Genomic DNA, 24,962 nt, shown 5'->3' with positions numbered 1-24,962 from the left:
CCCTCCGATGAAGCCGAATGTCTGTACTCCCCGACCGACATCTTCGCGTGTGACCACGGCTGACGGCAGGTCTCCTGGCTCGCGGGTCGTCACCACTTCGTCGCCTTCCCGGGACCGAGGACCCAGTGGCTTCTGACGAAGGATTATCCGCTTACAGTTGCGGGGGCAGCCGCGGCATTGGGGAAACATCCCCGCACCGCATTCCCTTTTCATCCCCTCTCGGGGGAAACCGTCGCGAGCATCTAGGATTACGATCGAGACAGAGTCAATGTGGCAGTTGCGGCGTTATTGCCACAGCGACCAACTTCCTTGGAGATAAGCATGGAAGGCGAGACCTTCCTCTGGCTGATACGCCATGCACCCGTCGACGGCGTCGCGGGGACGATTCACGCGCCGGACGCGCCCGCCGATCTCGGCGATCGCGCGCAACTGCAGGCGTTGCGGCAGCGCCTGCCGCGGGACTCTGCGAGCTATGCCAGCCCGTCGCGGCGCACGGTCGAGACGGCGCGCGCGCTGGGGCTCGAACCGGATCTGGTGGGCAACTTCAGCGAACAGGATTTCGGCGACTGGACCGGCCGGCGACATGACGAACTCGCCGCGAGCGGCGGCGAAGCCTATGCGCAATTCTGGGGCGATCCGGCGCACGCGCGGCCACCGGGAGGTGAAAGCTTTGAGGATCAGGTCGCGCGCGTCCGGCATGGGCTGTCACGGATCGGAGCCGGGCCAGCTACGCTCGTCGTGCATTCCGGCACAATCCGCGCCGCACTGTGCATCGCGCTGGATCTTGCGCCGCAATCCGCCTTGCGCTTCGTGATCGATCCGCTGTCGCTGACCAGGATCGACCGGCTCGCGACCGGCTGGCGCGTCGTGTCGGTCAATCAGCGCGTGGTGTGAGCCGGATCAGGCCGGGCGATCCGGCACATTGGCCTGCGCGAACGTCGCCATGCCGTTGTGAAGCGCACAGGCCGATCGCACCAGCGGCAGCGCGATGGCGGCGCCCGATCCCTCGCCGAGCCTGAGATCGAGGCTGATCAGCGGCTGCACGTTCAGTGCGCGAAGCACCAGCCGATGCCCCTGCTCCGCCGATTGATGCGAGGGCAGCAGGAAAGGCTGGCACGACGGATTGAGGCGCACGGCCGCCAGCGCCGCGACCGACACGATGAAGCCGTCGATCAATACGGGAATGCGGCGCTGCGCGGCCGCAATGATGGCCCCGCAGATGGCCGCGATCTCGAGGCCGCCGACGGCGCACAGGATTTTTTCGGGCGATGCAGCCGCAACGCCATGACGCACAATCGCGGCATCGATCACGCGCGCCTTGTGCGCACGGCCGGCGGCATCGACGCCGGTGCCGCTGCCCGCGATTTCCTCGGCGCTCACGCCGAGCAGACTCGCCGCGATCGCCGCCGAGGTCGTGGTGTTGCCGATGCCCATCTCGCCGAAGATCAGAAGATCGGGCTGGCTGGCTGCCGCGCGCGCAACCGCACGCTCGCCGGCCTCGAAGGCGAAGGCCAGCTCTGCAAGCGTGAGCGCAGCCTCGACGCTGAAATCGCGCGTGCCATGGCGCGGCCTGTCGGTGACGATGCCTATCATCTCGTCTTGCGACAGCGTGCCGGCGTCAACGACTTCCAGGTGCGAACCCAACTCGCGCGCCAGCACCGAGATCGCGGCGCCGCCCGAAGCAAAATTTGCCATCATCGCGATGGTCACGGCTTGCGGATAGGCCGACACGCCTTGCGCAACGATGCCGTGGTCGCCCGCGAAGATGATGATCGGCACGCGTGCCGCGCGTGGCTGCTCGGTCGCTTGCAGGCCCGCGAGCTCGATCGCGAGTTGCTCGAGCCGGCCGAGCGCGCCGGTCGGCTTCGTCAGTTGCGCCTGCCGCACGATCGCCGCGTCGCGATGGACCGCGGAGATTTCGGGGCACTTATGGTAGACCCATTCGGGGAGCATGCTGCCTCGCTTACGGCCTGCGCTTGAGGATGTAGCAGTCCATGATCCAGCCGTGCCGCTCGCGCGCCTCCTGCCGCAGCGCGGCGATGCGCGGGCCCACCTCGGCCAGCGCGCCGGACATGATGATCTGATCGGGCATGCCGAGATAGGCGCCCCACCAGATCTGGAGCCCGACCGGATCGAGCGACTGAAACGCCGTGCCGCCATCGAGCATCACGACCACGGTGTCTGCGCTTACCGGCCAGCCGCCTTCACGCAAGCGGCGGCCTGTCGTGACCAGAAAGGGCTCGCCGATGTCGTTGAGCGGCAGCGCATGCGCCGCGCACAACGCCTGGATCGAAGTGATGCCGGGGATGACCTCGATCTCCGGCAAGGGATCGAGCCGGCCCGCAATGCGCAGCGAGGAATCGTAGAGCGACGGATCGCCCCAGATTAGCAGCGCGACCCTGCCATCCCCTTCGAGATGGCTCGTGATGGTCTGCGACCATTTCGCGGCGACCGCATCGTGCCAATCGTCCACGCCCTTGCGGTAGTCCGCCTCGCCTGCGTCGCGCACGGGAAGATCGAACTCGGCGATGCGCGTGTTGTCGCTGGTCAGCACATCCGCGCAGATCGTCCGCCTGAGATCGGCGAGATCGGACTTTGCGCTCCCCTTGCGCGGGATCAGAACGAGATCGGCTGCGTTGATGGCGCGGGTCGCGGCGTGCGTGAGCTGCTCGGGATCGCCGCAACCGATGCCTATCAGGGAGAGCGCGAGCATCGTGTTCGCGAAGGGCGGCCATGACGGCCGCCCTTTCGCTTGTCTCTCAGGCCGCGTTGTGCAGGCGCGGGGTGACGAGGCCGGGCGCGGTGACGCCGCGCAGCGACTTCGCCAGCGCCAGCACGGCGAGATCGGCCAGCGGCTCGATCACGATGACGAGCGCATAGGAGGCCGCGAAAGTCGCGATGTTGACGAGGTTGGTCATGGCAAAACCGGAGCCATAGAGCGCCCAGAACGCCACCCAGCCGATGACGCCGGCCTGATAGGTCGTCGAAAGCGCCAGCGCCTGGCGATACCTGAGATCGACATAGGCGGTGTTGCGGGCAATGATCCGCGTGGCGATCGCCTGGATCGCGAACAGCGGCACCAGCAGCGTGGTGACGTTCATGCCGTATTGCGGCAGGTCGGCCGGCTCGAAGAGCACGCCCTGGAACAGCAGGCCGAGCGCGAGGCCGAAGGCCGCGGGCGCAGCACCGAACAGCAGGAACAAGGTCGAGCCGAGGATGAAGTGCACTTCGGACACGCCGACCGGGAAGTGCGGCAGGATCTCGAAGAAGGTGAACACGAGGCCCGTGGTGGCGAGTGTCCGCGCCGCGAACGACGTGATGCCCTGCTCGCGCACGGTCTCAGCCGCGAGCTTCAGCGCAACGCCGCCTGCGGCGATGCCGGTTGCGTAACTCAACGCGAGCTTGGCGCCCGTGACGACTCCGGGTTCGATATGCATGGCTCAGTCCTTTCCTGCCGTCACACCCGACGGCCTTGGCCTCAAAACATGCACGGCCGGTCTCCTGGCTCGCGGTTCACTGGGGTTCTCCGGCCTTCCCGGACCTTGCGGCCCAGTGGCGGTTCGGAGCCCCTCACCGCTTACAGTCGCGGGGGCGGCTGGGGTTTTGGGCGCCGCAACTGGGTCCGCCCATCCCCATTCCCGATTATGCTCCGGCGCTTTGCGCCACCTCGAGCACCATGCCCGTCCTGTGTGCCCCTTTCGCGCAGCCTGCGTCAAGGGCCGAACGGCGGCGGTGGCCGTCATGACGGGTATTCTCCCGCCAGTGCGCCGAACAGGATCACGGCGGCCGTCGAGGCAGCCCCGCCCCGCGCAAGCTGCTCGGCAAGCTCGGCAATCGTGGTGCGGACCAGCCGCTCGTCGGGGCGGCCGAGGGATTCGGCGAACAGCGCCGGGGTGGTCGGCGCGAGGCCGTGCGCGATCAATTTTGCGGCAAGCGCCGGAAAGGTGCGGCGGCCCATATAGACCACGGTAGTCGCCTCCGGATCGGCCAGTGCCGCCCAGTTCAGGTTTTGCGGCAGCTCGCCGGTGACGTCGGCTCCGGTCACGAACTGCACGCGACGCGAGGTGTGGCGCCGGGTCAGGGGGATGCCGGCTTGCGCAGCGGCCACGCAGGCCGAGGTGACGCCGGGAACGATCTCGTAGCCGATGCCGGCCTCGCGCAGCGTTTCGAGCTCCTCCTCGAGCCGTCCGAAGATGCCGGCGTCGCCCGACTTCAACCGCACCACGCGCGCGCCGGTCGCGGCATAATCGACCAGCAGGCGGTTGACGTGATGCTGCTTGGTCGAGGGCCGCCCGGCCCGTTTCCCGACCGCAACGAGATTGGCGCCGGGACGGGCGAGATCGAGAATCGCGCCGGACGCGAGGTCGTCATAAAGCACGACATCGGCCTCGCGCAGCCGCGCGGCACCCTTGAGCGTGAGAAGCTCGGGGTCGCCGGGACCGGCGGAGATGAAGGAGACAAAACCGCTCACCGGTCCTCCGCGATCAGATGGAAGAACGTGCCGGTGGCATTGCCTCGGCGCGAACCGGTCTCGGCGATGACCGCACCGGTCGCGTCGTGCACCACCGCGAGCGGCATGTCGGGCTGGGCGGCAATCGTCGAATAGTGGAATTCGTGGCCGCGCAGGCGCGCGCCGGGGCTATGTCCCGGCATCGGTGCGGCGAGTTCGGCGAGACGATAGCCCAGATGCATGCGGCGTTTGGCAAAGCTCGTCTCCAGGCCGAGCAGGCCCGCCATCTCATGGCGGACACCGTCGGCGTCGGTCAAAGCGGTTCCGAGCACCATATAGCCTCCGCATTCACCATGCACCGGTCGTGTCTCGGCGAAGGCGCGCAAGCCGCTACAAAAGCGCGCATTGGCGGCGATCTTCCCGGCATGAAGCTCGGGATAGCCGCCGGGCAGCCAGCAGACATCGGCGCTCGCGTCGGGCGCCTCATCGGCAAGCGGCGAGAAGGTCGAGATGTCGGCACCCGCCGCGCGCCAGGCTTCCAGCATATGCGGATAGACGAACGAGAATGCCGCATCGCGGGCAAGCGCAATGCGCTGCCCGGGCGGCGTCACGTTCAGACCGTTCGCAGCGGGTTGCGGCGCCCAGGCGGCAGCCGATTGCAGCACCGCATCGAGATCGACATGCTCGGCGACGAAACGCGCGGCCTCGTCGATCAGTTTTCCGATCTCCGCCTGCTCCTCGGCCTGCACCAGGCCGAGATGCCGCTTCGGCAGGCTGATCTCGGCATGGCGCGGCAGCGCGCCGAACACGGCGATACCGGCGTCGTCAAGCGCGCGCCGTACGAGGTCTTCATGGCGCGGGCTGGCGACGCGATTGAGCACGACGCCGGCAAGGCGCACGCCCGGGCGGTAGTCGCGAAGGCCCGCAGCGATCGCCGCCGCCGTCTGCGCCTGTCCCGAGGGATCTATCACCAGCAGCACCGGCCAACCCAGCATCTCCGCAATGTCGGCGGTGGCGCCTGTGCCGGAGACGCCACGCGCGGCGACGCCGTCGAACAGACCCATCGAGCCCTCGGCAAGCACGACATCGGCGTCGGCGCCGCGGCCGACGAGATGCGCGATTCCCCCGCGATCCATCGCCCAGCTATCGACGTTGACGGAGGCGCGGCCCGTCGCAGCGGCATGGAAGGCGGGGTCGATATAGTCGGGCCCGCTCTTGAAACACTGCACGCTCAGTCCGCGATTGCGCCAGGCGCGCGCGAGCGCCAGCGTCAGCGTCGTCTTGCCGACACCGGAGGCAGGCGCGGAGATGACGAGCCCTGCCGGCATCAGGAGGCCTCCGGAAAGCGCGGCTCGGCGCCGACCGGCCGATAGCGGCGGTCGTAGTCGGCGGCATAGAGGCGGCTCTCGTCGAAATCCGCGGCGCCAAGCGTCTTGCCGACGAGAATGAGCGCGGTGCGTTCCATCTCGGCGCCGACGGCGGCATCGAGCGTCGCAAGCGTGGCGCGGACGATGCACTGGTCCGGCCAGCTCGCGCGCCAGACGATGGCGACCGGGCAATCCGCGCCGTAGTGAGGCAGCAGCTCCGCAATCACCTGGTCGAGCAGATGGATCGACAGATGGATGGCGAGTGTCGCACCGGTCGCAGCGAAGGCGGCGAGCTTCTCCCCTTCGGGCATCGCACTGGCGCGGCCCGGCGTGCGCGTCAGCACCACGGTCTGAGCGAGCCCCGGCAAAGTCAGCTCCACCTCGAGTGCCGCGGCGGCGGCCGAGAAAGACGGAACGCCGGGCGTCACGGTGAAGGGAATGTCAAGCGTACGGAGACGGCGGAGCTGCTCGCCCATCGCCGACCAGATCGAGAGATCGCCGGAATGCAGCCGCGCGATGTCCTTGCCGTCCGCATGCGCGGCGGCGATCTCCGCGATGATCTCGTCAAGCGACAACGGCGCGGTGTTGACGATGTGCGCGCCCGGCGGGCAATGCGCCAGCACGCCCTCAGGCACCAGCGAGCCGGCATAGAGGCAGACCGGACAGGCGGCGATCAGGTCGCGTCCGCGCAACGTCAGCAGATCGGGAGCACCCGGCCCGGCGCCGATGAAATGCACCGTCATGCACCGTCTCCTTCCGCGATCGCGGCCGTCGCGGTACGGTCCTGCGAAATCACCCGGGTCGCAATCAATCGGGCGCGAGGGCCGGCCGCGGCGAGCGCCGCGGCTTCGGCGACCGATCCGGTCCCGAACTTTTCCGCGATGAGCCTGGACTGCGTCGGCGTGTCGATGCCGGCCAGCACCTCGGGCGACACCGCCCTGATCGGCACACCGCATTCGCGCGCGAGCTGCTGCAGCGCTTCTACATCGGCCTTGTCGCTGACGGTCGCCACCGCCGCAAGGTCTTCAGCGCCGCCCGCCGCCAGCAGCGCCTCACGCAACGAGGCCAGCGTGACATCCTGCCTGAATCCGAGCCCGGCGACCTTCATCGGACCGCACTCCACTGCACCACGGGACGCGCCGCTTCCCAGGATCGGTAGCGGCCGAGCGGGCCGGCATGGGCGATCTCGACCCGCATCAACTCGCCGCCGTGGCGCTGGTGCAGTTCGCCAAGCAGCGCTTCCGTCTCCAGCGTCACCGCATGCGCAACGAGCCGTGTGCCTGCCCCGATGCGCGACCAGATGGCATCGAACATCGCGCTATCGAGACCGCCGCCGAAGAAGACCGCATCCGGCGCGTCCAGCCCGGCGAGAGCCTCTGGCGCACGGCCCGTGACAACAGCGATCCGATGCGCCAATCCGAACGCCGCCGCATTGCTGCGGATATTCGCGGCGCGATCTTCGCGCATCTCGATTGCCGTCGCCGTCCCGCCGCAAAGCGCCCACTCGACCGAGATCGAACCCGATCCGGCGCCGATATCCCACAACCGTTCGCCCGGGCGTGGTGCCAGCGCAGAAATCGCGAGCGCACGCACCGGCCGCTTGGTGATCTGGCCGTCATGAGCGAAGAGATCGTCGGGAAGTCCCGAGCTGCGAGGAATGCCCTGAGCTCCCTTCGCCTCCACGGCCACCGCGACCAGGTTTCCGGCGAGATCGCCAGTAAAACCATCGGCACGATGTTCCGCAATGCTTTCGCGTGGCCCGCCGAGCGCGGCGAGAGTCCAGAATGCCGAGGCGCCCCATCCGCGCTCGCTCAGCCACTTTGCAAGGTCGCCTGCGGCCTTGCCGTCACGCACGAGGCAAATGATGCGCGCGCCAGGCGCAAGGTGTGGCACGAGGCGCTCGAAGGGCGCGGCGTGGAGACCGAGGCAGACGACGGATTCAAGACGCCAGCCGAGCCGCGCAGCGGCGAGCGAGAATGTCGACGGCGCAGAATGTGCGACCCACTCACCCGCCTCAAGCTTCTCGGCAAGGCTTGCGCCGGCGCCGTGCCAGAACGGATCGCCGGAGGCCAGCACCGCGGTCGGCCGGCCGCGGCGGCTGAGCACGGCCTCCGCATCGAACGGCACCGGCCACGGATGGCCGCGCCCGGTCACACCGGCAAGCGCGAGATGACGCTCACCACCGAAGATGGTTTCGGCCTCACGCAGCGCCTTTCGGCTTGCGTCCGACAGCCCGGCAAGGCCATCTTCGCCGATACCGATGATGGTCAGCCAGGGATCAGCCATGACACGCGCCCTCATTCTGGGCGGAACGAGCGATGCGAGTCAGCTTGCCGCGGAGATCGCGCACGCCAGCATGGATGCCGTCTATTCCTATGGCGGCCGCACCCGTGCGCCTGCCGACCAGCCGCTGCCGACCCGCGTCGGCGGCTTCGGCGGCGTGTGCGGGCTCGCCGATTACATTCGCCGTGAAGGCATCACGCATGTGATCGACGCGACGCATCCTTTCGCTGCCGAGATGAGCCGCAACGCCGTCGCGGCATGCGCGGAAACCGGCACGCCGTTGATCGCGCTCGAACGCACCCCCTGGGCTAAAACACCCGGTGACAACTGGATCGAGGTCGGCGACGTCGATGCAGCGGTCGCCGCTCTGCCCGAGTCGCCGGCAAACGTGTTCCTCGCCATCGGCCGCCAGCACATCGCGCCGTTCGGGAATAAACCGCAGCACGCCTACACACTGCGCTTCGTCGATCCGCCCGAAGCGCCGCTGCCCTTCCCGGCTGACGTGATCGTGTCGCGCGGACCGTTCACGCTTGATGGCGAGCTGGAGATGCTGCGTACGCGCGGCGTCATATGGATCGTCGCCCGCAATTCCGGCGGCGATGGCGCGCGCGCCAAGATCGACGCGGCCCGCACGCTCGGCCTGCCCGTGATCATGATCGCGCGGCCGGAGTTGCCCGAGCGCCAGCGGGTCGAGAGCGTGGCCGAGATCATGCAGTGGCTTGGTCATCGCACCTGCCTCGGCGCATAGATCCAGCGGCCGACACGGCGCGTCTGCGAGTTGCCGACGATCACCAGCGTTCGCATGTCGGCCATCTCGGGCCGCGCCGCGTTGAGCGTGACGGTCTCGATCGTCTCGTCGGATGCGCTGATCGCGCGCGCGAAGATCACGAGCCGCTCGCCGCAGCCGGCGTCCTTCAGCACGGCCAACGCGCGGCCAAATCCTTCCGGCCGGCTCGCCGAACGCGGATTGTACAGAGCGATCGCGAAATCCGCTTCCGCGGCCAGCCGCAGGCGCTTCTCGATCAGCGCCCATGGCTTGAGATTGTCGGAGAGATTGATCGCGCAGAAATCATGGCCGAGCGGCGCGCCGGCACGCGCGGCCGCCGCCAGCATCGCAGTGATGCCGGGCAGCACGCGGATCGGGAGCTCGCGATATTGCGGCGCCTGCTCGAGCGCCTCGAACACGGCCGATGCCATCGCGAAGACGCCAGGATCGCCGGAGGAGACGACGACGACCTGCCCGCCTTCGGCGGCCAGGCGCAGCGCCTCGCTCGCTCGCGCGAGCTCCTCGCGGTTGTCGGATGGATGCAGCGTGAGCCCCGGTCGCGGCGGCACGCGCGCGACATAGGGCGCATAGCCCAGAATATCGGTGGCGGAGCCCAGCGCGGCGGAGACCTCGGGCGTCACCAGCGCGTCACTGCCCGGGCCGAGGCCCGCGATGGTCAGCGTGCCCGTCATTCGGCGGCGTCCAGATGCCGGCCCTTGCCGTGCACGAGCACGATCGCAAAATAGGGACAGTCGGCGGCATCGATCTCGGCGAGCCGCGCGACGCGCTCGCCCGGCATGGTGCCGCGCTCGACCAGCCAGGCATCGTCCAGCCTTCCGGCGGCGGCAAGCGCGCGGCGCACTTTCGCAAGATTGCGGCCGGTCTTCATGACGACCAGCGCATCGGAGTCCCGCATGCGGCGCTCGAGCTCGTCCTCCGCGAGCGTGCCCATCAGCACCGTCGTCACGTCGTCGCCGAGCGCGATCGGCTGGCCGACGGCATTCCAGCAGCCGACCATGCCGGGAATGCCCGCGATCACCTCGATCTCGACGCGTCCCTGCAAGCGCGTGTGCAGATGCATGAAAGAGCCGTAGAAATAGGGGTCGCCCTCGCAGAGCACGACCACGTCGACCGCGCGCGCCAGCCGCGCCAGGCGCTCGGCCCATTCGTCGTAGAAGCCGGCGAGCAACTGGACGTATTCCGCGCTGTCGAAAGCGATCTCGGTCGTAACAGGGTATTCCATGGGATATTCGGTCACATCGCCGGCGAGCATGCCCTCGACGATGCGGCGCGCCTGACCCGGCCTGCCCTTCTTGCGGAAATAGGCCACGTGCTGTGCGCCGCGCACGGTACGATCGGCGCGCACGCTCATCATGTCAGGATCACCCGGGCCGAGACCGCAGCAGATGATGCGTCCCATGACTATTCGCTCCGGCTCGCCAGCGCATTCACGGCCGCAACGGTGATCGCGGAACCGCCAAGGCGGCCCTCGACCGTCAACGCCGGCACCGGCGGATCGGCCATCAGCGCGGCCTTGGATTCAGCCGCGCCGACGAAGCCGACCGGACAACCGATGATCGCCGCCGGCCGCGGGCAGTCGCGGTCCTCCAGCATGTTGAGGAGATGAAACAGCGCGGTCGGCGCGTTGCCGATCGCGACGATCGCGCCGGCGAGATGCGGCCGCCACAGCTCCAGCGCCGCGGCCGAGCGGGTGTTGCGCATGGATTGCGCCAGCGCCGGGACCGCGGCATCGCCGAGGGTGCAGATGACGGCATTGGCCGCCGGAAGTCTAGCGCGCGTAATGCCCTCGGAGACCATGCGCGCATCGCACAGGATCGGCGCCCCCTTCTGCAACGCTACGCGCGCGGCGGTCGCCATGCCTGATGTGAAGCGGATATGCGCTTCCAGGCCCACCATGCCGGCGGCATGGATCATCCGCACGACGACCGGTTCCTCATCGGGCGTGAAGCGGGCAAGATCGGCCTCGGCGCGGATGGTCGCAAAGGATTGCCGGTAGATCGCCGCGCCGTCGGTCTCGTAGACATGCGGCATCAGTGCCCTCCCATCAGCATGGAGGGATTGCCGACGATGTCATCGCGGTTCAAGCCGCGCAGGATGGGCTCGTCGCGCGTCGACCCCCCGCGCACGAGATCGAAGCCGGCGCCGGTCGCGACCAGCGTGATCGCGGCCGCACCAGAATGAGCGCAGCCCTTGGCGCAGCCGGAGACGTGAAGTCGTGCGGCCGCGCCGATGTTCGGCGCGAGCGCTGCCGCCAACGCGCGGGTATCGGCATGCGCCTCGCGGCAACGCGGCGCGCCGCTGCAGGCGATGACACGCAGCGCCGGATCGTAGGCCTCGGTGATGAGGCCGGGCGTGGACGGCATGGTCCGCTTGCCCTCGCTCAGAACCATCCGCCACGGCGTCATGCGCAGGGCATGTCCGCAGCCGGCGAACTGGCTGAGCGTCGCATGCGGCATTTGCCCGAAGGCGACGCCGACCATCGCGCCCTGCGGATAAAGACCGGGGCGCGCCGCAGCCATGATCGGCACCGGCTCGGCCTCCCCGCGCAACGCGTCAGGCAGGGCTGCGCCAGCGGCAAGATGCGCCGCCATCCGCCCTCGCCCGTCCCGGGCACCGCCTGATGTCACGAACCAGGTTGCGAGCGCGAGGGCGGCGGTCACAGCCTCGCCGCGTCCGACGGAACGGCCGAGGCTGGCGCCATTGGCCCGCACCAGCAGTCCGCCGGCGCCATCGCGCTCGATCCGCACATCCGCGGAATCGCCGGCGAGCACGCGCGAAGTGCCGTCATCGATGGCAAAGCCGAATTTCGTCGGAAGCGCGAGCACGCTATTCTCGAGCGCCTCCTCGAGCTCGGCGGCAAGCGCCTGGGTCTCGTCGCCCGCGCGCCAGAACGGCGTCACCAGGATGTTGCGCCGGGATTCGGTGTCGGCGTCGGGATCGAGCAGCGCCAGTTGCGAAAGACCGTCGCGCAGCAGCCGGTGGCTGCCTTCGCTGACGCCTCTGATCTGGAGATTGGCGCGGCTGGTGACATCGATCAGGCCGTTGCCATGGCGTTCGGCCAGACGCGCCAGTCCAGAGATCTGCGCCGCATCGAGCCGGCCGCCGAACGGGCGCACGCGGACCACGAGCCCGTCGCCCGATTGCATCGGCCGCAGCGCGCCGGGGCACCAGCCCTTGACCATGGCCGCGCTCATGACGCCTCCCGCAACGCTGCCGCGATCGAATTGCGACGCGTTCGCCAGAGTGAGGCCTCATGCAGACGGGTGAAGCACGTCTCCATCGCGGCGAGCGCGGCGGAATTCTCGCGGGCCATGAAGGCGCGGACGTCGTCGTTGCCGAGCGTCGCGTCGTAGTAGAGATCGAACAGATGCGGCGGCACGGCGCCGGCGAGATGGGCGAAGGCGGCCATGTGCTCGAGTGTCGCGGTGATCTCGGCGGCGCCGCGAAAACCATGGCGCATCATGCCGGCGATCCAGGCCGGATTGGCCGCGCGCGCGCGGACCACGCGTGAGATTTCCTCCGTCAGCGTGCGCGCATGCGGCTGATCGGGACGCGTCGCGTCGAGATGATAGAGCGACGGTCCCGCCGCGCCGAGATGTGCTGCGGCCGCGGCAACGCCGGCCTCATGCGCGGCATAGTCGGCGGCGAGCAGAAGATCGGTTTCCGGCAAGTCCTGGACGTGGACGAAAGCATCGGCCGACGCGAGCCGTTTCTCGATGCCGGCGCGATCGGGCTTGATCTCGCCGTCGGCGGAGAACGCCCAGGACGACGCCGACAGCCAGGCCTCGCCGGCCGCATCGCGCGTCTCCGCCGTGAAGGCATCAGGGATCGCCGAGAGGCCGACGCCGTATTGCCCGGGACGCGGCGCGAACACGCGGGACGCACGGTGTCGGTACGGATTCTCGTCGCCCTCCTCCTCGCGCGCGGCGAGCGCCTCGGCCGCCGCTTCGAACAACTGGGCGAGGCCGGAGAAGACATCGCGGAACAGGCCCGACAGCCGCAGCGTGACGTCGATGCGGGGACGGCCGAGCTCGGCCGGCGCGATGATGTCATAGCCGGTGACGCGGCCGGAGGCGCGATCCCAGCGCGGCGCAAGACCCGCCAGATGCAGCGCCATCGCGAATTCCTCGCCGGCGGTGCGCATTGTCGCCGAGCCCCAGAGATCGACCACGAGGCCCTTCGGCCAGTCGCCGTGATCCTGCAAGTGGCGGCGAAGCAGCTCTTCCGCGAGCTTGATGCCTTGCGCATGCGCCGAGGGCGTCGGCACGGCGCGCGGATCGACGGCAAAGAGATTGCGTCCCGTCGGCAGAACGTCCTGGCGCCCGCGATAGGGCGAGCCCGACGGCCCCGGCGCGATGCGCCGGCCCGCAAGTGCGGCACGCAGCGCGTCCCGCTCCGCTTCGCCGCAGGCGCCGCGGCCGAACACGTGCAGGCCGTCGCCGAACTGGCTTTCCTTGAGATCGCAGACGAAGCGGTCGATCCGCGGGATCGCTTCGGCTGGCGCTGCCGATGCATCGAGGCCGAGATCGTCCTCCAGTCCGGCCACGCGGGCTTCGTCCCGGATCGCGGCGATCAGCCGCTGGCGGCGGGCGGGATCGAGACCATCGGCCGTCGAATATTCGTCGAGGAGCTGTTCGAGCCTGCGCAGGCCATCCGGCACGGCGGACTTTTCGAGCGGCGGCGGCAGGTGGCCGATGGTGACGGCACCGATGCGCCGCTTGGCCTGCGCGGCCTCGCCGGGATCGTTGACGATGAAGGGATAGATGACAGGGAGGTCACCGATCAGGGCTTCCGGCCAGCAGCTCGATGACAGCGCCACGGATTTTCCCGGCAGCCATTCCAGCGTGCCATGCGCGCCCATGTGAACGACAGCATCGCAGCCCTGCTGGCGGAGCCAGAGATAGAACGCGACATAGGCATGGCGCGGCGTGCGGGCGAGATCGTGATAGTCGGCGTCGCGCGTGGTTGCATCGCCGCGTTCCGGCTGAACCGCGATGATCGACTTGCCGCATTGGATTGCGGCGAAGTGGAACGCGCCGCCGCGGCAGCTCGGATCGCTCTCCGGCGCGCCCCAGGCTTGCGCGAGATCATCCGGCAAGGATTGCGGAAGACGCGAGAGCGCCGCGCTGTATTCGGCGACGCTCCAGGTGAGTTGCCGCCTCAGCAGCGTCTCACCGAGAGCCTGGACCGGCACGGCATCGAGGCCGGTCCCCGCAAGATCGGACATCAAGGCTTCGACCGAGGCCAACGCGTCAAGACCCACTGCGTGCGCGATCTGGTGCGGGCGGCCCGGATAGTTGGACAGCACGATCGCCAGCCGCTTCTCGCCGGCCGGCTTCACCACGAGCTTCTGCCGGGCCGCGACGCGCGCGGCGATAGCCTTCACGCGCCCTGGATCCGGGCGATGGGCCAGATGCGCGAATTGCAGGTCGGGATCACGTTCCGCAGCCGACTTGAAACTCACCACCCCCGCAAACAGGCGGCCGTCGACTTCGGGCAGCACCACATGCATCGCGAGGTCGCCGGGCGACAGGCCGCGCAGCGATTCCGCCCAGTCCTCGCGCCGCGCGGTGGAGAGCGCGACCTGGAACACGGGACACGATGCCGCATCGAACGGTGTCGTGCCGTCGTCGCCGATCGCGGAGAACGCGGTCGCATTGACGATCGCGGCCGGAGGATTTTCCACGAGCTGGAGCCGCAGCCAGTCCGCGACGCCCGCGGCCTTCAGCGAGGTGACGAACACGCCATAGGCGTCAAATCCCTTCTCGCGCAGCGTGGCAATCAGCGCATCGACCGGGCCGGTGTCCGCGGCGGTCAGGTACGACCGATAAAACGTCACCAGCGCGCGAGGCTTGCCCTCGCCGGCGGTCGGCACGGCGATGACACCGCGCGCGGGCTCGTAAAAGCCCATCTCGGGCACGGTCGTCTCGCCGACGACCGGACCGGCATAGAGTCCCGAGGCCAGCGCAAGTTGCGCAATCGCGGCCTGCGCTGCGACCGGACCGCCGGTGTCGCAGAGCACCTTGAGCCGGCGCAGCGTCGAGACAGGCAGCGTTGAGTATGCATCGAGCCGCGTGTCGTCGCGGCCGTCGGCCGGCAGCACGGCGAGCACGATACCGCGCGCCTGCGCGAGTTGCTGGAGAGCCGCGAGACCGTAGGGCCAATAGGACTCGCCGCCGATCAGGCGGACCAGAATGCCGCGTGCCTGGGCCAGCGTGCGCTCGATGTAGGTGTCGATCGAAAGCGGATGACGCAGTTCGGCGAGATTGGCGAGCCGCAGCGACGGCAGGCTGTCGCGGCCACGCCGCCAGCCGGCCGCGAACGCGGCAAGATCGGAATCCGAATACGAGAGCACCACGAGATCGGCCGGGTCCTGGCCGATGTCCCTTGGCGTCGCGGTCTCCTCGAGACCGCGGCTCTCGCGGAAGACGACGTGCATCAGATGCCAGATCCTGAAAGACCAAGTCCCGCTCTTATCGCGGCCTCGTCGATATCGCCGTGCTCGCCGATCACGACGAGCTTTGACTGCCGCGCGAGCGCGCCCCAGGGCTTGTCGAACTGGTGACGCACGCGCTCGCCGACGGCCTGGAGCAGCAGGCGCATCGGCTTGCCCGCGACCGCGATGTAACCCTTGGCACGCAGCACGTTCTGCTCGCGCGCCAGGCGCTGAACCGAGGCGACCAGCGCATCGACGTCGCCGACTTCCGGAAGATCGATCACGACGGACGCAAAATCGTCGTGCTCATGCTCCTCCTCGCCGTCGTGATGCGACGGGCGCGCGGCAAGATCATTCTCGGCGGCGGCACCGAGACCGAGGATGACGCGCGCATCGATCGCGCCGTCGGTAACGGCAAGCATCGGCACGCGGCGCGGCATCTCGGCGGTGATGGCAGCCTTGGCCGCTTCGAGTCCCGCCGGGCCGGCAAGATCGGCCTTGGTCAGCAGCACGATGTCGGCGCAGGCGATCTGGTCCTCGAACACTTCCGACAGCGGCGTCTCGTGATCGAGATTTTCGTCCGCCGCCCGCTGCGCTTCCACTGCGGCCGGGTCCGGCGCGAAACGGCCGGCGGCGACGGCCTCGGCATCGGCCAGCGCGATCACACCGTCAACGGTGATGCGCGAACGGATCTCCGGCCAGTCGAACGCCCTAAGCAAGGGCTTGGGCAGCGCCAGGCCCGAGGTCTCGATCAGGATGTGATCGGGCCTCACCGGCCGCGCCAGCAACAGCTCCATGGTCGGGATGAAATCGTCGGCAACGGTGCAGCAGATGCAGCCATTGGCGAGCTCGACGATGTTTTCCTCCGGGCAATTGGCATCGGCGCAGGACTTCAGGATCTGGCCGTCGACGCCCTCGCTGCCGAACTCGTTGACGAGCACCGCGAGCTTCTTGCCGTTGGGGTTGGCGAGCAAATGCTGGATCAGCGTCGTCTTGCCGGAGCCGAGAAAGCCGGTGACCACCGTGACCGGGACTTTTGCGAGCGAGTTCATTCGGCGGCCTCCGGCACGACGGCAATGGGGGGAATGCGCGCAAGCGACTGCTTGCGGAAGATCTCGGGACGGCTGCGCCAGGGCACAAGGCCGTCGGGCGCGGCCGCATAGGCGGCGGCGCCTGCGATCACGTCGCGCGCGTTGGCGTCCGACAGGCGGCCATAGACATAGGACCAGCGGCCGGGCGCACTGAGCGCCACCGAGCAGCCCTGGCTGCATGCCGACAGGCATTCGACCGGAACCACAGTGACACCATCGGGCACGCCGGCGTCGACAATCGCACCGTGAAGGCGCTTGCCCGGCGTGACTTCGCCCTCGCCAAGCGTCTCGCCGGCACGGCAGGTAATGCAGACGTGAAGTGTGACGCTCATCGCCTCTTCCAGAATAAACAGCGGGAGGCGAAGAGGCCCACGAACCGGTCTTGCGAGGGTCCGTTTCCCCGTCGCGGAACACCCCGTCCGCCGGTCCAAAATCGTCCGCGCTGGCAGGTCTCCCGGCTTGCGGAGCAGGGTTTTGCCCTTCGATCCCCGCCTTCCCGATCCCGTCAGGGATCAGTGGCCTCGGGCATCTCTCCGGTCACGGTCGCGGGGGCGGCTGCATTTTGGACCCAAATCTTGCCGATTCGGACCCTATCGCATTCCCTCTTCGCCTGTCATAGGACAGGAACCAACGCCGGGCCACCATTTGCCCCTGGCCGCCTCTTGTCAAGCCGAAGGACCCCGTCCGATGACGCCTGAACCGGATACCCAAACGGCCGAGGAAACCGATGCCCGCCACGCCGCGAAAATGGCGAAGAAGAAGGCCGCCCGCGACAAGATCATGGCGACCAAGAGCGGCGAGAAGGGCCTCATCATCGTCCATACCGGCGCCGGCAAGGGCAAGTCCTCCTCCGCCTTCGGCATGATCGTGCGCTGCGTCGCCCATGGCTACCCCTGCGCGGTCGTGCAGTTCATCAAGGGCGCCTGGGATACAGGCGAGCGGCGCCTCCTCACCGGCCATTTCGGCGATCTCTGCCAGTTCCACGCGATGGGCGAAGGTTTCACCTGGGAGACGCAGGACCGCGCCCGCGACATCGCCGCTGCGCGCGCCGGCTGGGAGAAGGCCAAGGAGCTGATTCTCGATCCCAGCTTGCGCATGGTCGTGCTCGACGAGATCAACATCGCGCTGCGCTACGACTACCTCGATATCGCTGAGGTCGTCGAGTTCCTGACGACGCAAAAGCCTGCGATGACACATGTCGTGCTCACCGGGCGCAATGCCAAGGACGAGCTGATCGAGATCGCCGACCTCGTCACCGAGATGACGCTGGTGAAACATCCGTTCCGCTCCGGCATCAAGGCGCAAGCCGGCGTCGAGTTCTGAAGACACACGCGATGGCGCGCGCATTGATGATCCAGGGGGCCGGCTCGGACGTGGGCAAGTCGCTCATCGTCGCCGGCCTTGCGCGCGCCTTCACGCGGCGTGGGCTGCGCGTGCTTCCCTTCAAGCCGCAGAACATGTCGAACAATGCCGCCGTGACCGTCGACGGCGGCGAGATCGGCCGCGCCCAAGCACTGCAAGCCCTCGCCGCCGGCGTCGAGCCGCACACCGACATGAACCCGGTGCTCCTGAAGCCCGAGACCGATGTCGGCGCGCAGGTCGTTGTCCACGGCAAACGCATCGCGACCGCGCGGGCGCGCGAATACGCGGCGATGAAACCGTCATTGATGGGCGCGGTGCTGGAGAGCTTTGAGCGGCTGAAGGCGCGCGCCGATCTCGTGCTGGTCGAAGGCGCCGGCAGCCCCGCCGAGGTCAATTTGCGCAAGGCCGACATCGCCAACATGGGTTTTGCGCGCAAGGCCGACGTGCCCGTGGTGCTGATCGGCGATATCGACCGCGGCGGCGTCATCGCCCAGCTCGTCGGCATCAAGACTGTGATCGACCCCGACGATGCTGCGATGATCCAGGGTTTTGTCATCAACAAATTTCGCGGCGATCCCACACTGTTCGATGACGGCTACAAGCTGATCGAAGCAAAGACCGCCTGGCGCGGTTTTGGCGTGCTGCCCTGGTTTGCGCGCGCCGGCGAGTTGCCCGCCGAGGACGCGCTGGGCCTGAGTGACGCGCGAAAGCCGGGCCAATGCAAGATCGCTTGCCTCGCGCTGTCGCGGATCGCCAATTTCGACGATCTCGATCCGCTCAAGCTCGAGGCGGCCGTCGATCTCGTCATGGTGCGGCCGGGTGAAGCGATCCCCGGCGATGTGCGTCTCGTCATCATCCCCGGCTCCAAATCCACCCGCGGCGACCTCGCCTTCCTGCGGGCGCAGGGCTGGGACATTGATCTCCTGGCGCATTATCGCCGCGGCGGCCACGTGCTCGGCCTCTGCGGCGGCTATCAGATGCTCGGACGCAGCGTTGCCGACCCCGACGGGATCGAAGGCCCTGCCGGCGACACACCGGGCCTCGGGCTCTTGGATGTGCAAACGGTGATGAGCCCGCAGAAAACACTGACACGGGTCACGGCCGTGCATGCGGCAACCAACCAGCCGATCCAGGCTTACGAAATCCACATCGGCCGCACCGACGGGCCCGATCGCGCCCGTCCGTTCGCCAAACTGAATGGCGAGCCTGAAGGCGCAATCTCCAGCGATGGCCGCGTTCAGGGTAGCTATTTGCACGGCCTGTTCACGTCGGATGATTTCCGGAAAGCGTTTTTGACCAAGCTCGACATCCCGGCAGGCGACGAGCCCTATCACAGCAGGGTCGAGAGCGCGCTCGATGCGCTCGCCGATCACATCGAAAAGCATCTCGACGTCGAAGGCCTGCTTTCGCTAGCGCGCTAGGACCTCGGCGAGGCGCGTCCATTCGGGCTCGCTGCCCGGAAGTCCGAGCCGCAGCCATGTCGGCTTCTGCACGAAGACGCGCGACCAGATCTGGCCGCGCGCGAGCTTCTCCTGCGCGGCCAGCGCATCCGGCGTCTCGTAGAGACGAAACAGCGGCGTGCCGCCAACGAACCGCCAGCCCTGCGCTCGCGCCATGTCGTCGAGACGGGCACAGTCGCGCACAAGCCGCGCTGACGTGGACCCCGCCCAGGCATCATCACGCAATGCGCGGCAGCCGATCGCGATCGCCGCCCCCGAGACCGGCCATGGCCCCGACATCGCCGCAATCCTGGCGATGTCGGCCGCGCTACCGAGTGCAAACCCAAGCCGCAGGCCGGCCAGACCATAAAACTTCCCGAAGGAGCGCAGGATCAGCAGCCCCGGATGATCCGCTTCCGGCGCAAGCGACAGCTGCGGAACGGCGTCGACAAAGCTCTCGTCGATGACGAGACGGCCGACGCGCGGCAGCAGTGCCAGCAAATCCTGCGGCGTATGGCACCGGCCATCGGGGTTGTTGGGGTTGACGACGATGGCGAGATCCGCGCCCACCAGTGCGTCGAGATCGCCGACCTCCAGGACATCCCAGCCCGCAGCCGACAGGACTCCGGCATATTCGTTATAGGTCGGCGCGAGGATGCGGGCGCGGCCGCGCGGCCCAAGCTGCGGCAGCAATTGAATTGCGGCTTGCGCGCCGCCCATCGCGACGAGCGCCGCGCTCGTGCGGTAGGCGTGCTGCGCCGCCTGATGCAAGGCATCGATCTCGGCACGCGACGGCAGCGCGCTCCACGCGCGCATGCTCACCTCGCCCGCCGGATAAGGCAGCCGGTTGATCCCCGTCGAGAGATCGATCCAGTCCTCCGCGCGTCCGCCAAAACGCTGCTGGGCCAGATCGAGATTTCCGCCGTGCTCACGCATGTCCTGTTCTTTCACGCGAAGCTGAGGATCGCAAGGAGGCCGGCGAGCAGCAGCATGGCGCGGCGGTAGACCGTCAGTCCCTCGCAGATGTCAGCGGCGAGCGGATCGCGCGCACCTTCGTTCAGCCAGGGCTCGTTCGTGATGCTGCCGTGGTAGATCCGGGGACCGCTGAGCCGCACGCCGAGCGCGCCGGCCATCGCCGCTTCCGGCCAGCCGGCGTTGGGCGAGCGATGCCGGCGCGCATCGCGCGTCATGCACGACAATGCCTCCGCCCTGTGCGGCGCCAGCAGCACGAACAGAAACCCGGTCAGCCGCGCCGGAATGAAATTGGCGACGTCGTCGATCCGCGCCGCCGCCCAGCCAAAGGCTTCGTGTCGCTCGCTGCGATGGCCGATCATGGAGTCCAGCGTGTTGATAGCCTTGTAACCCAAAATGCCGGGCAGACCGAACAGCGCGCCCCAGAACACGGGCGCCACGATGCCGTCGGAGGCGTTTTCCGCAAGACTCTCGATCGCCGCGCGCGCGATGCCGGCTTCATCGAGCGCCGCAGGATCGCGGCCGACGATGCGCGAGACCGCGTCGCGCGCGCCGGCGATGTCGCCGGCCTGCAAAGGTGCGGCAACGGCGGCAACATGATCATGCAGCGAGCGCAGCGCGACCAGCGGCCAGGCCAGGACCCCCGCCAGCACGATCTGGATCCAGCCCGAGGGGAGCAACGACTGAAGCGCCCAGCCGAGTGCGGCCGAGACCGCGATCACAAGGAACGCTCCGGCAATGCCCGCGGCACGGCGCAGCGCCGGCGGATCGGACCCGCGATTCCAGGCGGTGTCGATGGCCGCGATCAGGCGGCCGAGCCAGGTCACGGGATGGCCGATCCGTGCGAACAGCGGGGCCGGCCAGCCCAACAGGGCATCCACCGCCATCGCCACCGCCATCGCACCCGCCAAGCCCACACAAATCTCCCGTCTCGCTCCGCCCCTGTTGCGCAAGACGGCGGAAGAGTGCAAGCCCCTGGCCGCCTGATTTCGGCTTTGTCTTTGGCCCCGTTTGGTGATTAGTGCTGGCCGACAGGAGACTTTTATGGCCGTCATCTTGATCACGGGCGGAGCGCGATCGGGCAAGAGCCGGCGTGCGGAGACGCGCACGCAGGCCTTTCCCGGCCGGCCTGTGTACATTGCCACAGCCGAGGCGCTCGACGCCGAAATGGAGGACCGCATCGCAAAGCACCGCGCGCGACGCGGAGCCGACTGGATCGAGCGCGAGGTGCCGCTCGACCTGGTGCAGGCCCTGGTCGAGACCGAGGGCGGCGGCGCGAGACTGGTTGATTGCCTGACGCTCTGGCTGTCCAACCTGCTGCATTCCGAGCGCGACTGGTCGCGCGAGGTGACACACCTCGCTGAGGTTCTCCCTCGCTTGCGCAGTCCCGTCATCATGGTCACCAATGAGGTCGGCCTCGGTATCGTGCCCGACAACGCGCTGGCGCGCACCTATCGCGATGCCGCCGGAATCATGAACCAGACGTTCGCCGGCGTTGCCGACGAGGTCGAATTCGTGGTCGCCGGACTGCCGATGAAGCTGAAATGATACCGGGCACCGAGACGATCCGGAATGTCATCGCCGATCTCAGGATCGCGGCGTCGTTCGTCACGCTCCTGCCGGTCGGATCGTCAAAGCCTGCGGCCGACGGCGCCATCGCGCGCGCGACCTGGGCGCTGCCCGTCGCGGGACTGCTGGTCGGACTTGCCGGCGCCTTGGTCTACAAGATCTCCAGCCGGCTCGGACTGACGCCGAACCTTGCCGCCCTGCTCGCACTGGCCACGACCGCCCTCATCACCGGCGCGCTGCACGAGGACGGGCTTGCCGATACCGCCGACGGGCTCGGCGGCGGCCGCACGCGCGAGCGCAAGCTCGAGATCATGCGCGACAGCCGCATCGGGACCTATGGCGTCTGCGCACTGATCCTGTCGTTCGGCCTGCGCTGGAGCGCGCTCGCGGCGATCGCCAATCCGTGGCTGGTGACGCTGGCGCTGTGCGCTGCGCATTGCGCAGCCCGCGCGGGCGTGCCGGCGTTCATGTCGCTGGTACCGCCGGCGCGGCCTGACGGCCTGTCGGCAAGCGCCGGAGCGCCGCCGGGCCGCAGCGTCGCCATCGCCTTTGCCGTTGGAACTCTCGTTCTCACCCTCGCACTTGGACCGGGCAAGGCACTGGTCGGCCTGATCCTGCTGTCGCTCGCGGGCCTGATCCTGGCACGGCTTGCCATCCGCCAGATCGGCGGGCAGACCGGCGACATTCTCGGCGCCTTCGAGCAGACCGGCGAAATCGTGATCCTGCTCGTTGCCGCGGCCTTCCAGATGGGACGATGACCTCATGGTCGAGTTCGACGACACCTTCCGCCAACACTTGCGCGAGCTGTTCGTATGGCGCCGTGACGTGCGCCGCTTTCGCACCGATCCCTTGCCGGACGGCGCGGTGGAACGCCTGATTGAGACGGCCTGTCTTTCCCCGTCGGTCGGCCTCAGCCAACCCTGGCGCTTCGTCATCGTCGACGATGCCGCACGGCGCACTGCCGTGATCGACGATTTCAGGACTTGCAACGGCGACGCGCTGAATGCGTATGCCGGTGAACGCGCCGCGCGCTATGCCACCCTAAAGCTGTCGGGCCTCGAACAGGCCCCCGGCCACCTCGCCGTGTTCGCGGACAAGGCCAGCGACACCGGGCACGGCCTCGGGCGCGCGACCATGCCGGAGACGACGGAGTATTCTGTCGTCGCGGCGATCACCGCAATGTGGCTCGCCGCGCGTGCGGAAGGCATCGGCCTGGGCTGGGTGTCGATCCTGCATCCCGATCGCATCCACACCATTCTCGACGTGCCTGATACCTGGAAATTCATCGCCTATCTCTGCATCGGCTATCCGGAAGTCGAATGCGACCAGCCCGAGCTGGAGCAGGCGAAATGGGAGCACCGGCGAAGCGCGAACGAATTCACGCTGCGGCGCTAGGGCGGCGCCCTCCTCCGTCATTGCGAGCGCAGCGAAGCAATCCAGAATCTTGCCGCGGAGGTAGTCTGGATTGCTTCGTCGCAAGAGCTTCTCGCAATGACGACTGAGAGAGAGGCAACCTGCCACTACGACTTGCTGCCAGCAACCGCCGCCACAGGCGCGACGCTTTCCTGTTTCTGGAACATCAACAGCGGCCGGAAGATGATGCGGCCATAGGCCTCGTAGTGGTTCTGGGTCGAGACCGCCATCTTCAGCGGCGTCGCGTAGTTTGCCTCAAAGGTCATGAACGGCGCGTAGGTCCAGGAGAAGCCGACGCCGACCGAGCCCAGTTCGGTGACGCCGGGGAATGTCGAATATACCGCACCCCAGTCGGTGAAGACGTAGGTGTCAAAGCCCTTGAGCCATGACGACCAATTGTAGTGCAGCTCGGCGTTGAAATAATAGCCGCTGTCGCCGGACGCCGAGTTGGAGGGATAACCACGCACGGTGGTCGGACCGCCGATCGAGAAGATCTGGTCGCCCGGCAGCAGCTTCTCCTGCGTGTACTGCCAGCTCGCAAGCACGTTGGCGCTGAAATTCGCCGGTCCCGCCGCGCTGGTCGCGATCAACGAGCCGGTATAGGTGTTGAACGCGCGGTTGTTGCCGAGCACGTGGTCCTGCCACGCGATGTAGTTCACCGCCGGCGAGACCGTGATCGAATAGCTGTTGCCGGAATTGGTTACCGAAAATCCGGCCGTAGCCTTGTCGTAATGATCGTCGGTGACGGCGACCGTGGCGAAGCGGCTCACCGTCTTGCCCTCGGTCTCGGCGGCGTTGAACAGCACCAGCCAGTTCTGTGTCACCCAGATCGGCTGGCTGAAATTGATCGCGGCCTGGCTGGAGCGTCCGGTGACGTCGAGCGCGACGAACGGTCCCTGGATGATCTTGATCTTGCCTTCGGTGTAGCTGACGCCGACGCGGCCGCCCCAGGGATTGACCGGAATGCTGTAGGCGGCGTTGCCGTTGAGATTGCCGTCGGAGCGGACGCCGTAGAAGGTCAGGCGGTCGTCGACGCCGAACAGGCCGTGGCGCTTGTAGAACGTGCCGCCTTCCCAACGGCCGGTGTTCTCCACGCCCTGGTTGTCGACGAAGAGCTGCAAGGTATCGATCGGCGGCTCGATCACAGCGAACTGCAGATCGGTCAGGCCGAAGCTCGTGCCGGGCTGGAGCAGCGCCTTGATCTGCACATCGTTGGTGCGGTTGAACCAGATCACGTCGCGATTGAGCTTTGAAACGTCGAGGACCTCGCCTTCCGGCTCCTTGACGCGCTGAAGGATGTAGTCGGTGCGAGTCTGCTTGTTGCCTTCGATGGTCGTCTTCTGGAGCCGGCCTTCGGTCAGCTTGATCTTGACCACCCCGCCCTTGGCATCCTGATCGGGCAGCGTCGCGATGCCGGTGACGATGCCGCGCGCGGTGTAGATGGCATTGATGTCGGCGACGAGCTGCAACAGCGAGGCGATGTCGACATCCTTGCCGACATATTTCTTCGCGATCTCGTCGAGCTCCGCGGGCGTGATGAACTTCGACGCGTCAAACTCCACCTTGCGCAGGCGGAATTTCGGCCCGCCCGGTTTCAACAGCTGGGACTTCTCCCGCTCGCCGCCAATCACCGCCGGCCCGTTGAGTTTGGGCGGCGCGCTCTGCTGTTCGAGCTGCCGGCGCTGCCGGTCGACGTCGTTCTGGATCACGCCGGGATTGATCGACTGGGAGCGCGCGGAGACAATGCAGCAAGCTGCCAGCCCGACCCCCAATGCTGCCCCCAGAATCCGCAT

General features: G+C 67.8%; 25 protein-coding genes and 3 riboswitches. Of the genes, 7 read left to right on the top strand and 18 right to left on the bottom strand.

What is annotated here, in order from left to right:
* Positions 1-47: 47 nt before the first annotated feature.
* Positions 48-249, bottom strand: a riboswitch (cobalamin riboswitch).
* A gap of 72 nt (positions 250-321) precedes the next feature.
* Positions 322-894 (top strand): histidine phosphatase family protein, encoded by a 573-nt coding sequence (locus tag BJA_RS16255; RefSeq protein ID WP_038966025.1) that lies wholly within the window; start codon positions 322-324, stop codon positions 892-894.
* 6 nt (positions 895-900) lie between these two features.
* Here the strand turns inward: BJA_RS16255 and cobT are convergent, their stop codons facing one another.
* From cobT to BJA_RS16215, 8 genes are all read right to left on the bottom strand, one after another.
* Entirely contained in the window at positions 901-1,953 is a 1,053-nt protein-coding gene (cobT, locus tag BJA_RS16250; RefSeq protein ID WP_011086060.1) for a nicotinate-nucleotide--dimethylbenzimidazole phosphoribosyltransferase, read from the bottom strand.
* Positions 1,954-1,963: 10 nt separating this feature from the next.
* Positions 1,964-2,713 (bottom strand): precorrin-6A synthase (deacetylating), encoded by a 750-nt coding sequence (gene cobF / locus BJA_RS16245; RefSeq protein ID WP_011086059.1) that lies wholly within the window; start codon positions 2,711-2,713, stop codon positions 1,964-1,966.
* A 46-nt stretch (positions 2,714-2,759) separates the two neighbouring features.
* The gene (locus BJA_RS16240) at positions 2,760-3,437 is read right to left on the bottom strand and encodes an energy-coupling factor ABC transporter permease (RefSeq protein ID WP_011086058.1); all 678 of its coding nucleotides are present in this window, start codon (positions 3,435-3,437) and stop codon (positions 2,760-2,762) included.
* A gap of 37 nt (positions 3,438-3,474) precedes the next feature.
* Positions 3,475-3,694: riboswitch (cobalamin riboswitch) on the bottom strand.
* 45 nt (positions 3,695-3,739) lie between these two features.
* Positions 3,740-4,471 (bottom strand): uroporphyrinogen-III C-methyltransferase, encoded by a 732-nt coding sequence (cobA, locus tag BJA_RS16235; RefSeq protein ID WP_011086057.1) that lies wholly within the window; start codon positions 4,469-4,471, stop codon positions 3,740-3,742.
* On the bottom strand, positions 4,468-5,778 hold the full coding sequence (locus BJA_RS16230) for a cobyrinate a,c-diamide synthase (RefSeq protein WP_011086056.1): 1,311 nt from the start codon (positions 5,776-5,778) through the stop codon (positions 4,468-4,470). The genes cobA and BJA_RS16230 overlap by 4 nt, the downstream gene beginning before the upstream one ends.
* Positions 5,778-6,560, bottom strand: coding sequence for a precorrin-4 C(11)-methyltransferase (gene cobM / locus BJA_RS16225; RefSeq protein ID WP_011086055.1), 783 nt, complete (start codon positions 6,558-6,560; stop codon positions 5,778-5,780). Before cobM ends, BJA_RS16230 begins: the two co-directional genes overlap by 1 nt.
* Complete coding sequence (locus BJA_RS16220) at positions 6,557-6,925, bottom strand: cobalamin biosynthesis protein (protein WP_028172124.1); 369 nt, start codon at positions 6,923-6,925, stop codon at positions 6,557-6,559. The genes cobM and BJA_RS16220 overlap by 4 nt, the downstream gene beginning before the upstream one ends.
* Positions 6,922-8,103, bottom strand: coding sequence for a bifunctional cobalt-precorrin-7 (C(5))-methyltransferase/cobalt-precorrin-6B (C(15))-methyltransferase (locus BJA_RS16215; protein ID WP_011086053.1), 1,182 nt, complete (start codon positions 8,101-8,103; stop codon positions 6,922-6,924). The genes BJA_RS16220 and BJA_RS16215 overlap by 4 nt, the downstream gene beginning before the upstream one ends.
* On the opposite strand from BJA_RS16215, the gene BJA_RS16210 reads away from it, so the two are divergent.
* Positions 8,102-8,848: a cobalt-precorrin-6A reductase gene (locus BJA_RS16210; RefSeq protein WP_011086052.1), complete on the top strand. Its 747-nt coding sequence runs from the start codon at positions 8,102-8,104 to the stop codon at positions 8,846-8,848. The genes BJA_RS16215 and BJA_RS16210 overlap by 2 nt on opposite strands.
* Here the strand turns inward: BJA_RS16210 and cobJ are convergent.
* From cobJ to BJA_RS16175, 7 genes are read right to left on the bottom strand one after another with little or no spacing between them, the layout of a single operon-like run.
* Positions 8,824-9,558: a precorrin-3B C(17)-methyltransferase gene (cobJ, locus tag BJA_RS16205; protein WP_011086051.1), complete on the bottom strand. Its 735-nt coding sequence runs from the start codon at positions 9,556-9,558 to the stop codon at positions 8,824-8,826. The two genes, BJA_RS16210 and cobJ, sit on opposite strands and share 25 nt — an antisense overlap.
* A complete protein-coding gene (locus tag BJA_RS16200) occupies positions 9,555-10,286 on the bottom strand; it encodes a precorrin-2 C(20)-methyltransferase (protein WP_011086050.1) in 732 nt (243 codons plus the stop codon). Before BJA_RS16200 ends, cobJ begins: the two co-directional genes overlap by 4 nt.
* A 2-nt stretch (positions 10,287-10,288) precedes the next feature.
* Positions 10,289-10,918, bottom strand: coding sequence for a precorrin-8X methylmutase (locus BJA_RS16195; RefSeq protein WP_011086049.1), 630 nt, complete (start codon positions 10,916-10,918; stop codon positions 10,289-10,291).
* Positions 10,918-12,081, bottom strand: coding sequence for a precorrin-3B synthase (gene cobG, locus BJA_RS16190; protein ID WP_011086048.1), 1,164 nt, complete (start codon positions 12,079-12,081; stop codon positions 10,918-10,920). The genes BJA_RS16195 and cobG overlap by 1 nt, the downstream gene beginning before the upstream one ends.
* Entirely contained in the window at positions 12,078-15,326 is a 3,249-nt protein-coding gene (gene cobN, locus BJA_RS16185) for a cobaltochelatase subunit CobN (RefSeq protein ID WP_011086047.1), read from the bottom strand. The genes cobG and cobN overlap by 4 nt, the downstream gene beginning before the upstream one ends.
* Positions 15,326-16,375, bottom strand: a complete 1,050-nt coding sequence (gene cobW, locus BJA_RS16180; protein ID WP_011086046.1) for a cobalamin biosynthesis protein CobW — start codon at positions 16,373-16,375, stop codon at positions 15,326-15,328. Before cobW ends, cobN begins: the two co-directional genes overlap by 1 nt.
* On the bottom strand, positions 16,372-16,746 hold the full coding sequence (locus BJA_RS16175; protein ID WP_011086045.1) for a DUF1636 family protein: 375 nt from the start codon (positions 16,744-16,746) through the stop codon (positions 16,372-16,374). Before BJA_RS16175 ends, cobW begins: the two co-directional genes overlap by 4 nt.
* A 95-nt stretch (positions 16,747-16,841) precedes the next feature.
* Positions 16,842-17,061, bottom strand: a riboswitch (cobalamin riboswitch).
* A 40-nt stretch (positions 17,062-17,101) separates the two neighbouring features.
* Here BJA_RS16175 and cobO point away from each other — a divergent pair.
* Positions 17,102-17,737, top strand: a complete 636-nt coding sequence (gene cobO / locus BJA_RS16170; protein WP_011086044.1) for a cob(I)yrinic acid a,c-diamide adenosyltransferase — start codon at positions 17,102-17,104, stop codon at positions 17,735-17,737.
* A gap of 11 nt (positions 17,738-17,748) precedes the next feature.
* Positions 17,749-19,197, top strand: coding sequence for a cobyric acid synthase (locus tag BJA_RS16165; RefSeq protein ID WP_011086043.1), 1,449 nt, complete (start codon positions 17,749-17,751; stop codon positions 19,195-19,197).
* Here the strand turns inward: BJA_RS16165 and cobD are convergent.
* Both cobD and cbiB read right to left on the bottom strand, forming a co-directional pair.
* Positions 19,186-20,151 (bottom strand): threonine-phosphate decarboxylase CobD, encoded by a 966-nt coding sequence (cobD, locus tag BJA_RS16160; RefSeq protein ID WP_038966030.1) that lies wholly within the window; start codon positions 20,149-20,151, stop codon positions 19,186-19,188. The two genes, BJA_RS16165 and cobD, sit on opposite strands and share 12 nt — an antisense overlap.
* 11 nt (positions 20,152-20,162) lie before the next feature.
* The gene (cbiB, locus tag BJA_RS16155; RefSeq protein ID WP_038966031.1) at positions 20,163-21,104 is read right to left on the bottom strand and encodes an adenosylcobinamide-phosphate synthase CbiB; all 942 of its coding nucleotides are present in this window, start codon (positions 21,102-21,104) and stop codon (positions 20,163-20,165) included.
* A gap of 127 nt (positions 21,105-21,231) precedes the next feature.
* Here cbiB and cobU point away from each other — a divergent pair, with 127 nt between their 5' ends.
* Genes cobU through bluB form a run of 3 tightly spaced genes read left to right on the top strand, consistent with a single transcriptional unit; the run spans position 21,232 to position 23,151 of the window.
* Positions 21,232-21,735 carry a bifunctional adenosylcobinamide kinase/adenosylcobinamide-phosphate guanylyltransferase gene (gene cobU / locus BJA_RS16150; RefSeq protein ID WP_038966032.1) on the top strand — a complete coding sequence of 168 codons (504 nt, stop codon included), beginning with the start codon at positions 21,232-21,234 and terminating at the stop codon, positions 21,733-21,735.
* Positions 21,732-22,514 (top strand): adenosylcobinamide-GDP ribazoletransferase, encoded by a 783-nt coding sequence (gene cobS, locus BJA_RS16145; RefSeq protein WP_011086039.1) that lies wholly within the window; start codon positions 21,732-21,734, stop codon positions 22,512-22,514. Before cobU ends, cobS begins: the two co-directional genes overlap by 4 nt.
* A gap of 4 nt (positions 22,515-22,518) precedes the next feature.
* The gene (bluB, locus tag BJA_RS16140; RefSeq protein WP_011086038.1) at positions 22,519-23,151 is read left to right on the top strand and encodes a 5,6-dimethylbenzimidazole synthase; all 633 of its coding nucleotides are present in this window, start codon (positions 22,519-22,521) and stop codon (positions 23,149-23,151) included.
* Positions 23,152-23,276: 125 nt separating this feature from the next.
* Here bluB and BJA_RS16135 read toward each other — a convergent pair whose 3' ends face one another.
* Positions 23,277-24,962: a ShlB/FhaC/HecB family hemolysin secretion/activation protein gene (locus BJA_RS16135; protein WP_011086037.1), complete on the bottom strand. Its 1,686-nt coding sequence runs from the start codon at positions 24,960-24,962 to the stop codon at positions 23,277-23,279.

Source organism: Bradyrhizobium diazoefficiens USDA 110, assembly GCF_000011365.1.
In the GTDB taxonomy this organism is placed as follows: Bacteria; Pseudomonadota; Alphaproteobacteria; order Rhizobiales; family Xanthobacteraceae; genus Bradyrhizobium; species Bradyrhizobium diazoefficiens.
Note: the sequence above shows the minus strand (reverse complement) of the source record. Positions and strands in the feature narration are given on the sequence as shown.

Coding starts and splice junctions, on each gene's coding strand:
- BJA_RS16220 (WP_028172124.1), bottom strand. CDS start 6,925: ATGAAGGTCGCCGGGCTCGGATTCAGGCAGGATGTCACGCTGGCCTCG.
- cobG (WP_011086048.1), bottom strand. CDS start 12,081: ATGAGCGCGGCCATGGTCAAGGGCTGGTGCCCCGGCGCGCTGCGGCCG.
- bluB (WP_011086038.1), top strand. CDS start 22,519: ATGGTCGAGTTCGACGACACCTTCCGCCAACACTTGCGCGAGCTGTTC.
- BJA_RS16165 (WP_011086043.1), top strand. CDS start 17,749: ATGGCGCGCGCATTGATGATCCAGGGGGCCGGCTCGGACGTGGGCAAG.
- cobN (WP_011086047.1), bottom strand. CDS start 15,326: ATGCACGTCGTCTTCCGCGAGAGCCGCGGTCTCGAGGAGACCGCGACG.
- BJA_RS16255 (WP_038966025.1), top strand. CDS start 322: ATGGAAGGCGAGACCTTCCTCTGGCTGATACGCCATGCACCCGTCGAC.
- cobT (WP_011086060.1), bottom strand. CDS start 1,953: ATGCTCCCCGAATGGGTCTACCATAAGTGCCCCGAAATCTCCGCGGTC.
- BJA_RS16200 (WP_011086050.1), bottom strand. CDS start 10,286: ATGGGACGCATCATCTGCTGCGGTCTCGGCCCGGGTGATCCTGACATG.
- cobO (WP_011086044.1), top strand. CDS start 17,102: ATGACGCCTGAACCGGATACCCAAACGGCCGAGGAAACCGATGCCCGC.
- cobF (WP_011086059.1), bottom strand. CDS start 2,713: ATGCTCGCGCTCTCCCTGATAGGCATCGGTTGCGGCGATCCCGAGCAG.
- cobJ (WP_011086051.1), bottom strand. CDS start 9,558: ATGACGGGCACGCTGACCATCGCGGGCCTCGGCCCGGGCAGTGACGCG.
- cobU (WP_038966032.1), top strand. CDS start 21,232: ATGGCCGTCATCTTGATCACGGGCGGAGCGCGATCGGGCAAGAGCCGG.
- cobM (WP_011086055.1), bottom strand. CDS start 6,560: ATGACGGTGCATTTCATCGGCGCCGGGCCGGGTGCTCCCGATCTGCTG.
- BJA_RS16175 (WP_011086045.1), bottom strand. CDS start 16,746: ATGAGCGTCACACTTCACGTCTGCATTACCTGCCGTGCCGGCGAGACG.
- BJA_RS16195 (WP_011086049.1), bottom strand. CDS start 10,918: ATGCCGCATGTCTACGAGACCGACGGCGCGGCGATCTACCGGCAATCC.
- cobD (WP_038966030.1), bottom strand. CDS start 20,151: ATGCGTGAGCACGGCGGAAATCTCGATCTGGCCCAGCAGCGTTTTGGC.
- cobS (WP_011086039.1), top strand. CDS start 21,732: ATGATACCGGGCACCGAGACGATCCGGAATGTCATCGCCGATCTCAGG.
- BJA_RS16135 (WP_011086037.1), bottom strand. CDS start 24,962: ATGCGGATTCTGGGGGCAGCATTGGGGGTCGGGCTGGCAGCTTGCTGC.
- BJA_RS16240 (WP_011086058.1), bottom strand. CDS start 3,437: ATGCATATCGAACCCGGAGTCGTCACGGGCGCCAAGCTCGCGTTGAGT.
- BJA_RS16230 (WP_011086056.1), bottom strand. CDS start 5,778: ATGCCGGCAGGGCTCGTCATCTCCGCGCCTGCCTCCGGTGTCGGCAAG.
- cobW (WP_011086046.1), bottom strand. CDS start 16,375: ATGAACTCGCTCGCAAAAGTCCCGGTCACGGTGGTCACCGGCTTTCTC.
- BJA_RS16210 (WP_011086052.1), top strand. CDS start 8,102: ATGACACGCGCCCTCATTCTGGGCGGAACGAGCGATGCGAGTCAGCTT.
- BJA_RS16215 (WP_011086053.1), bottom strand. CDS start 8,103: ATGGCTGATCCCTGGCTGACCATCATCGGTATCGGCGAAGATGGCCTT.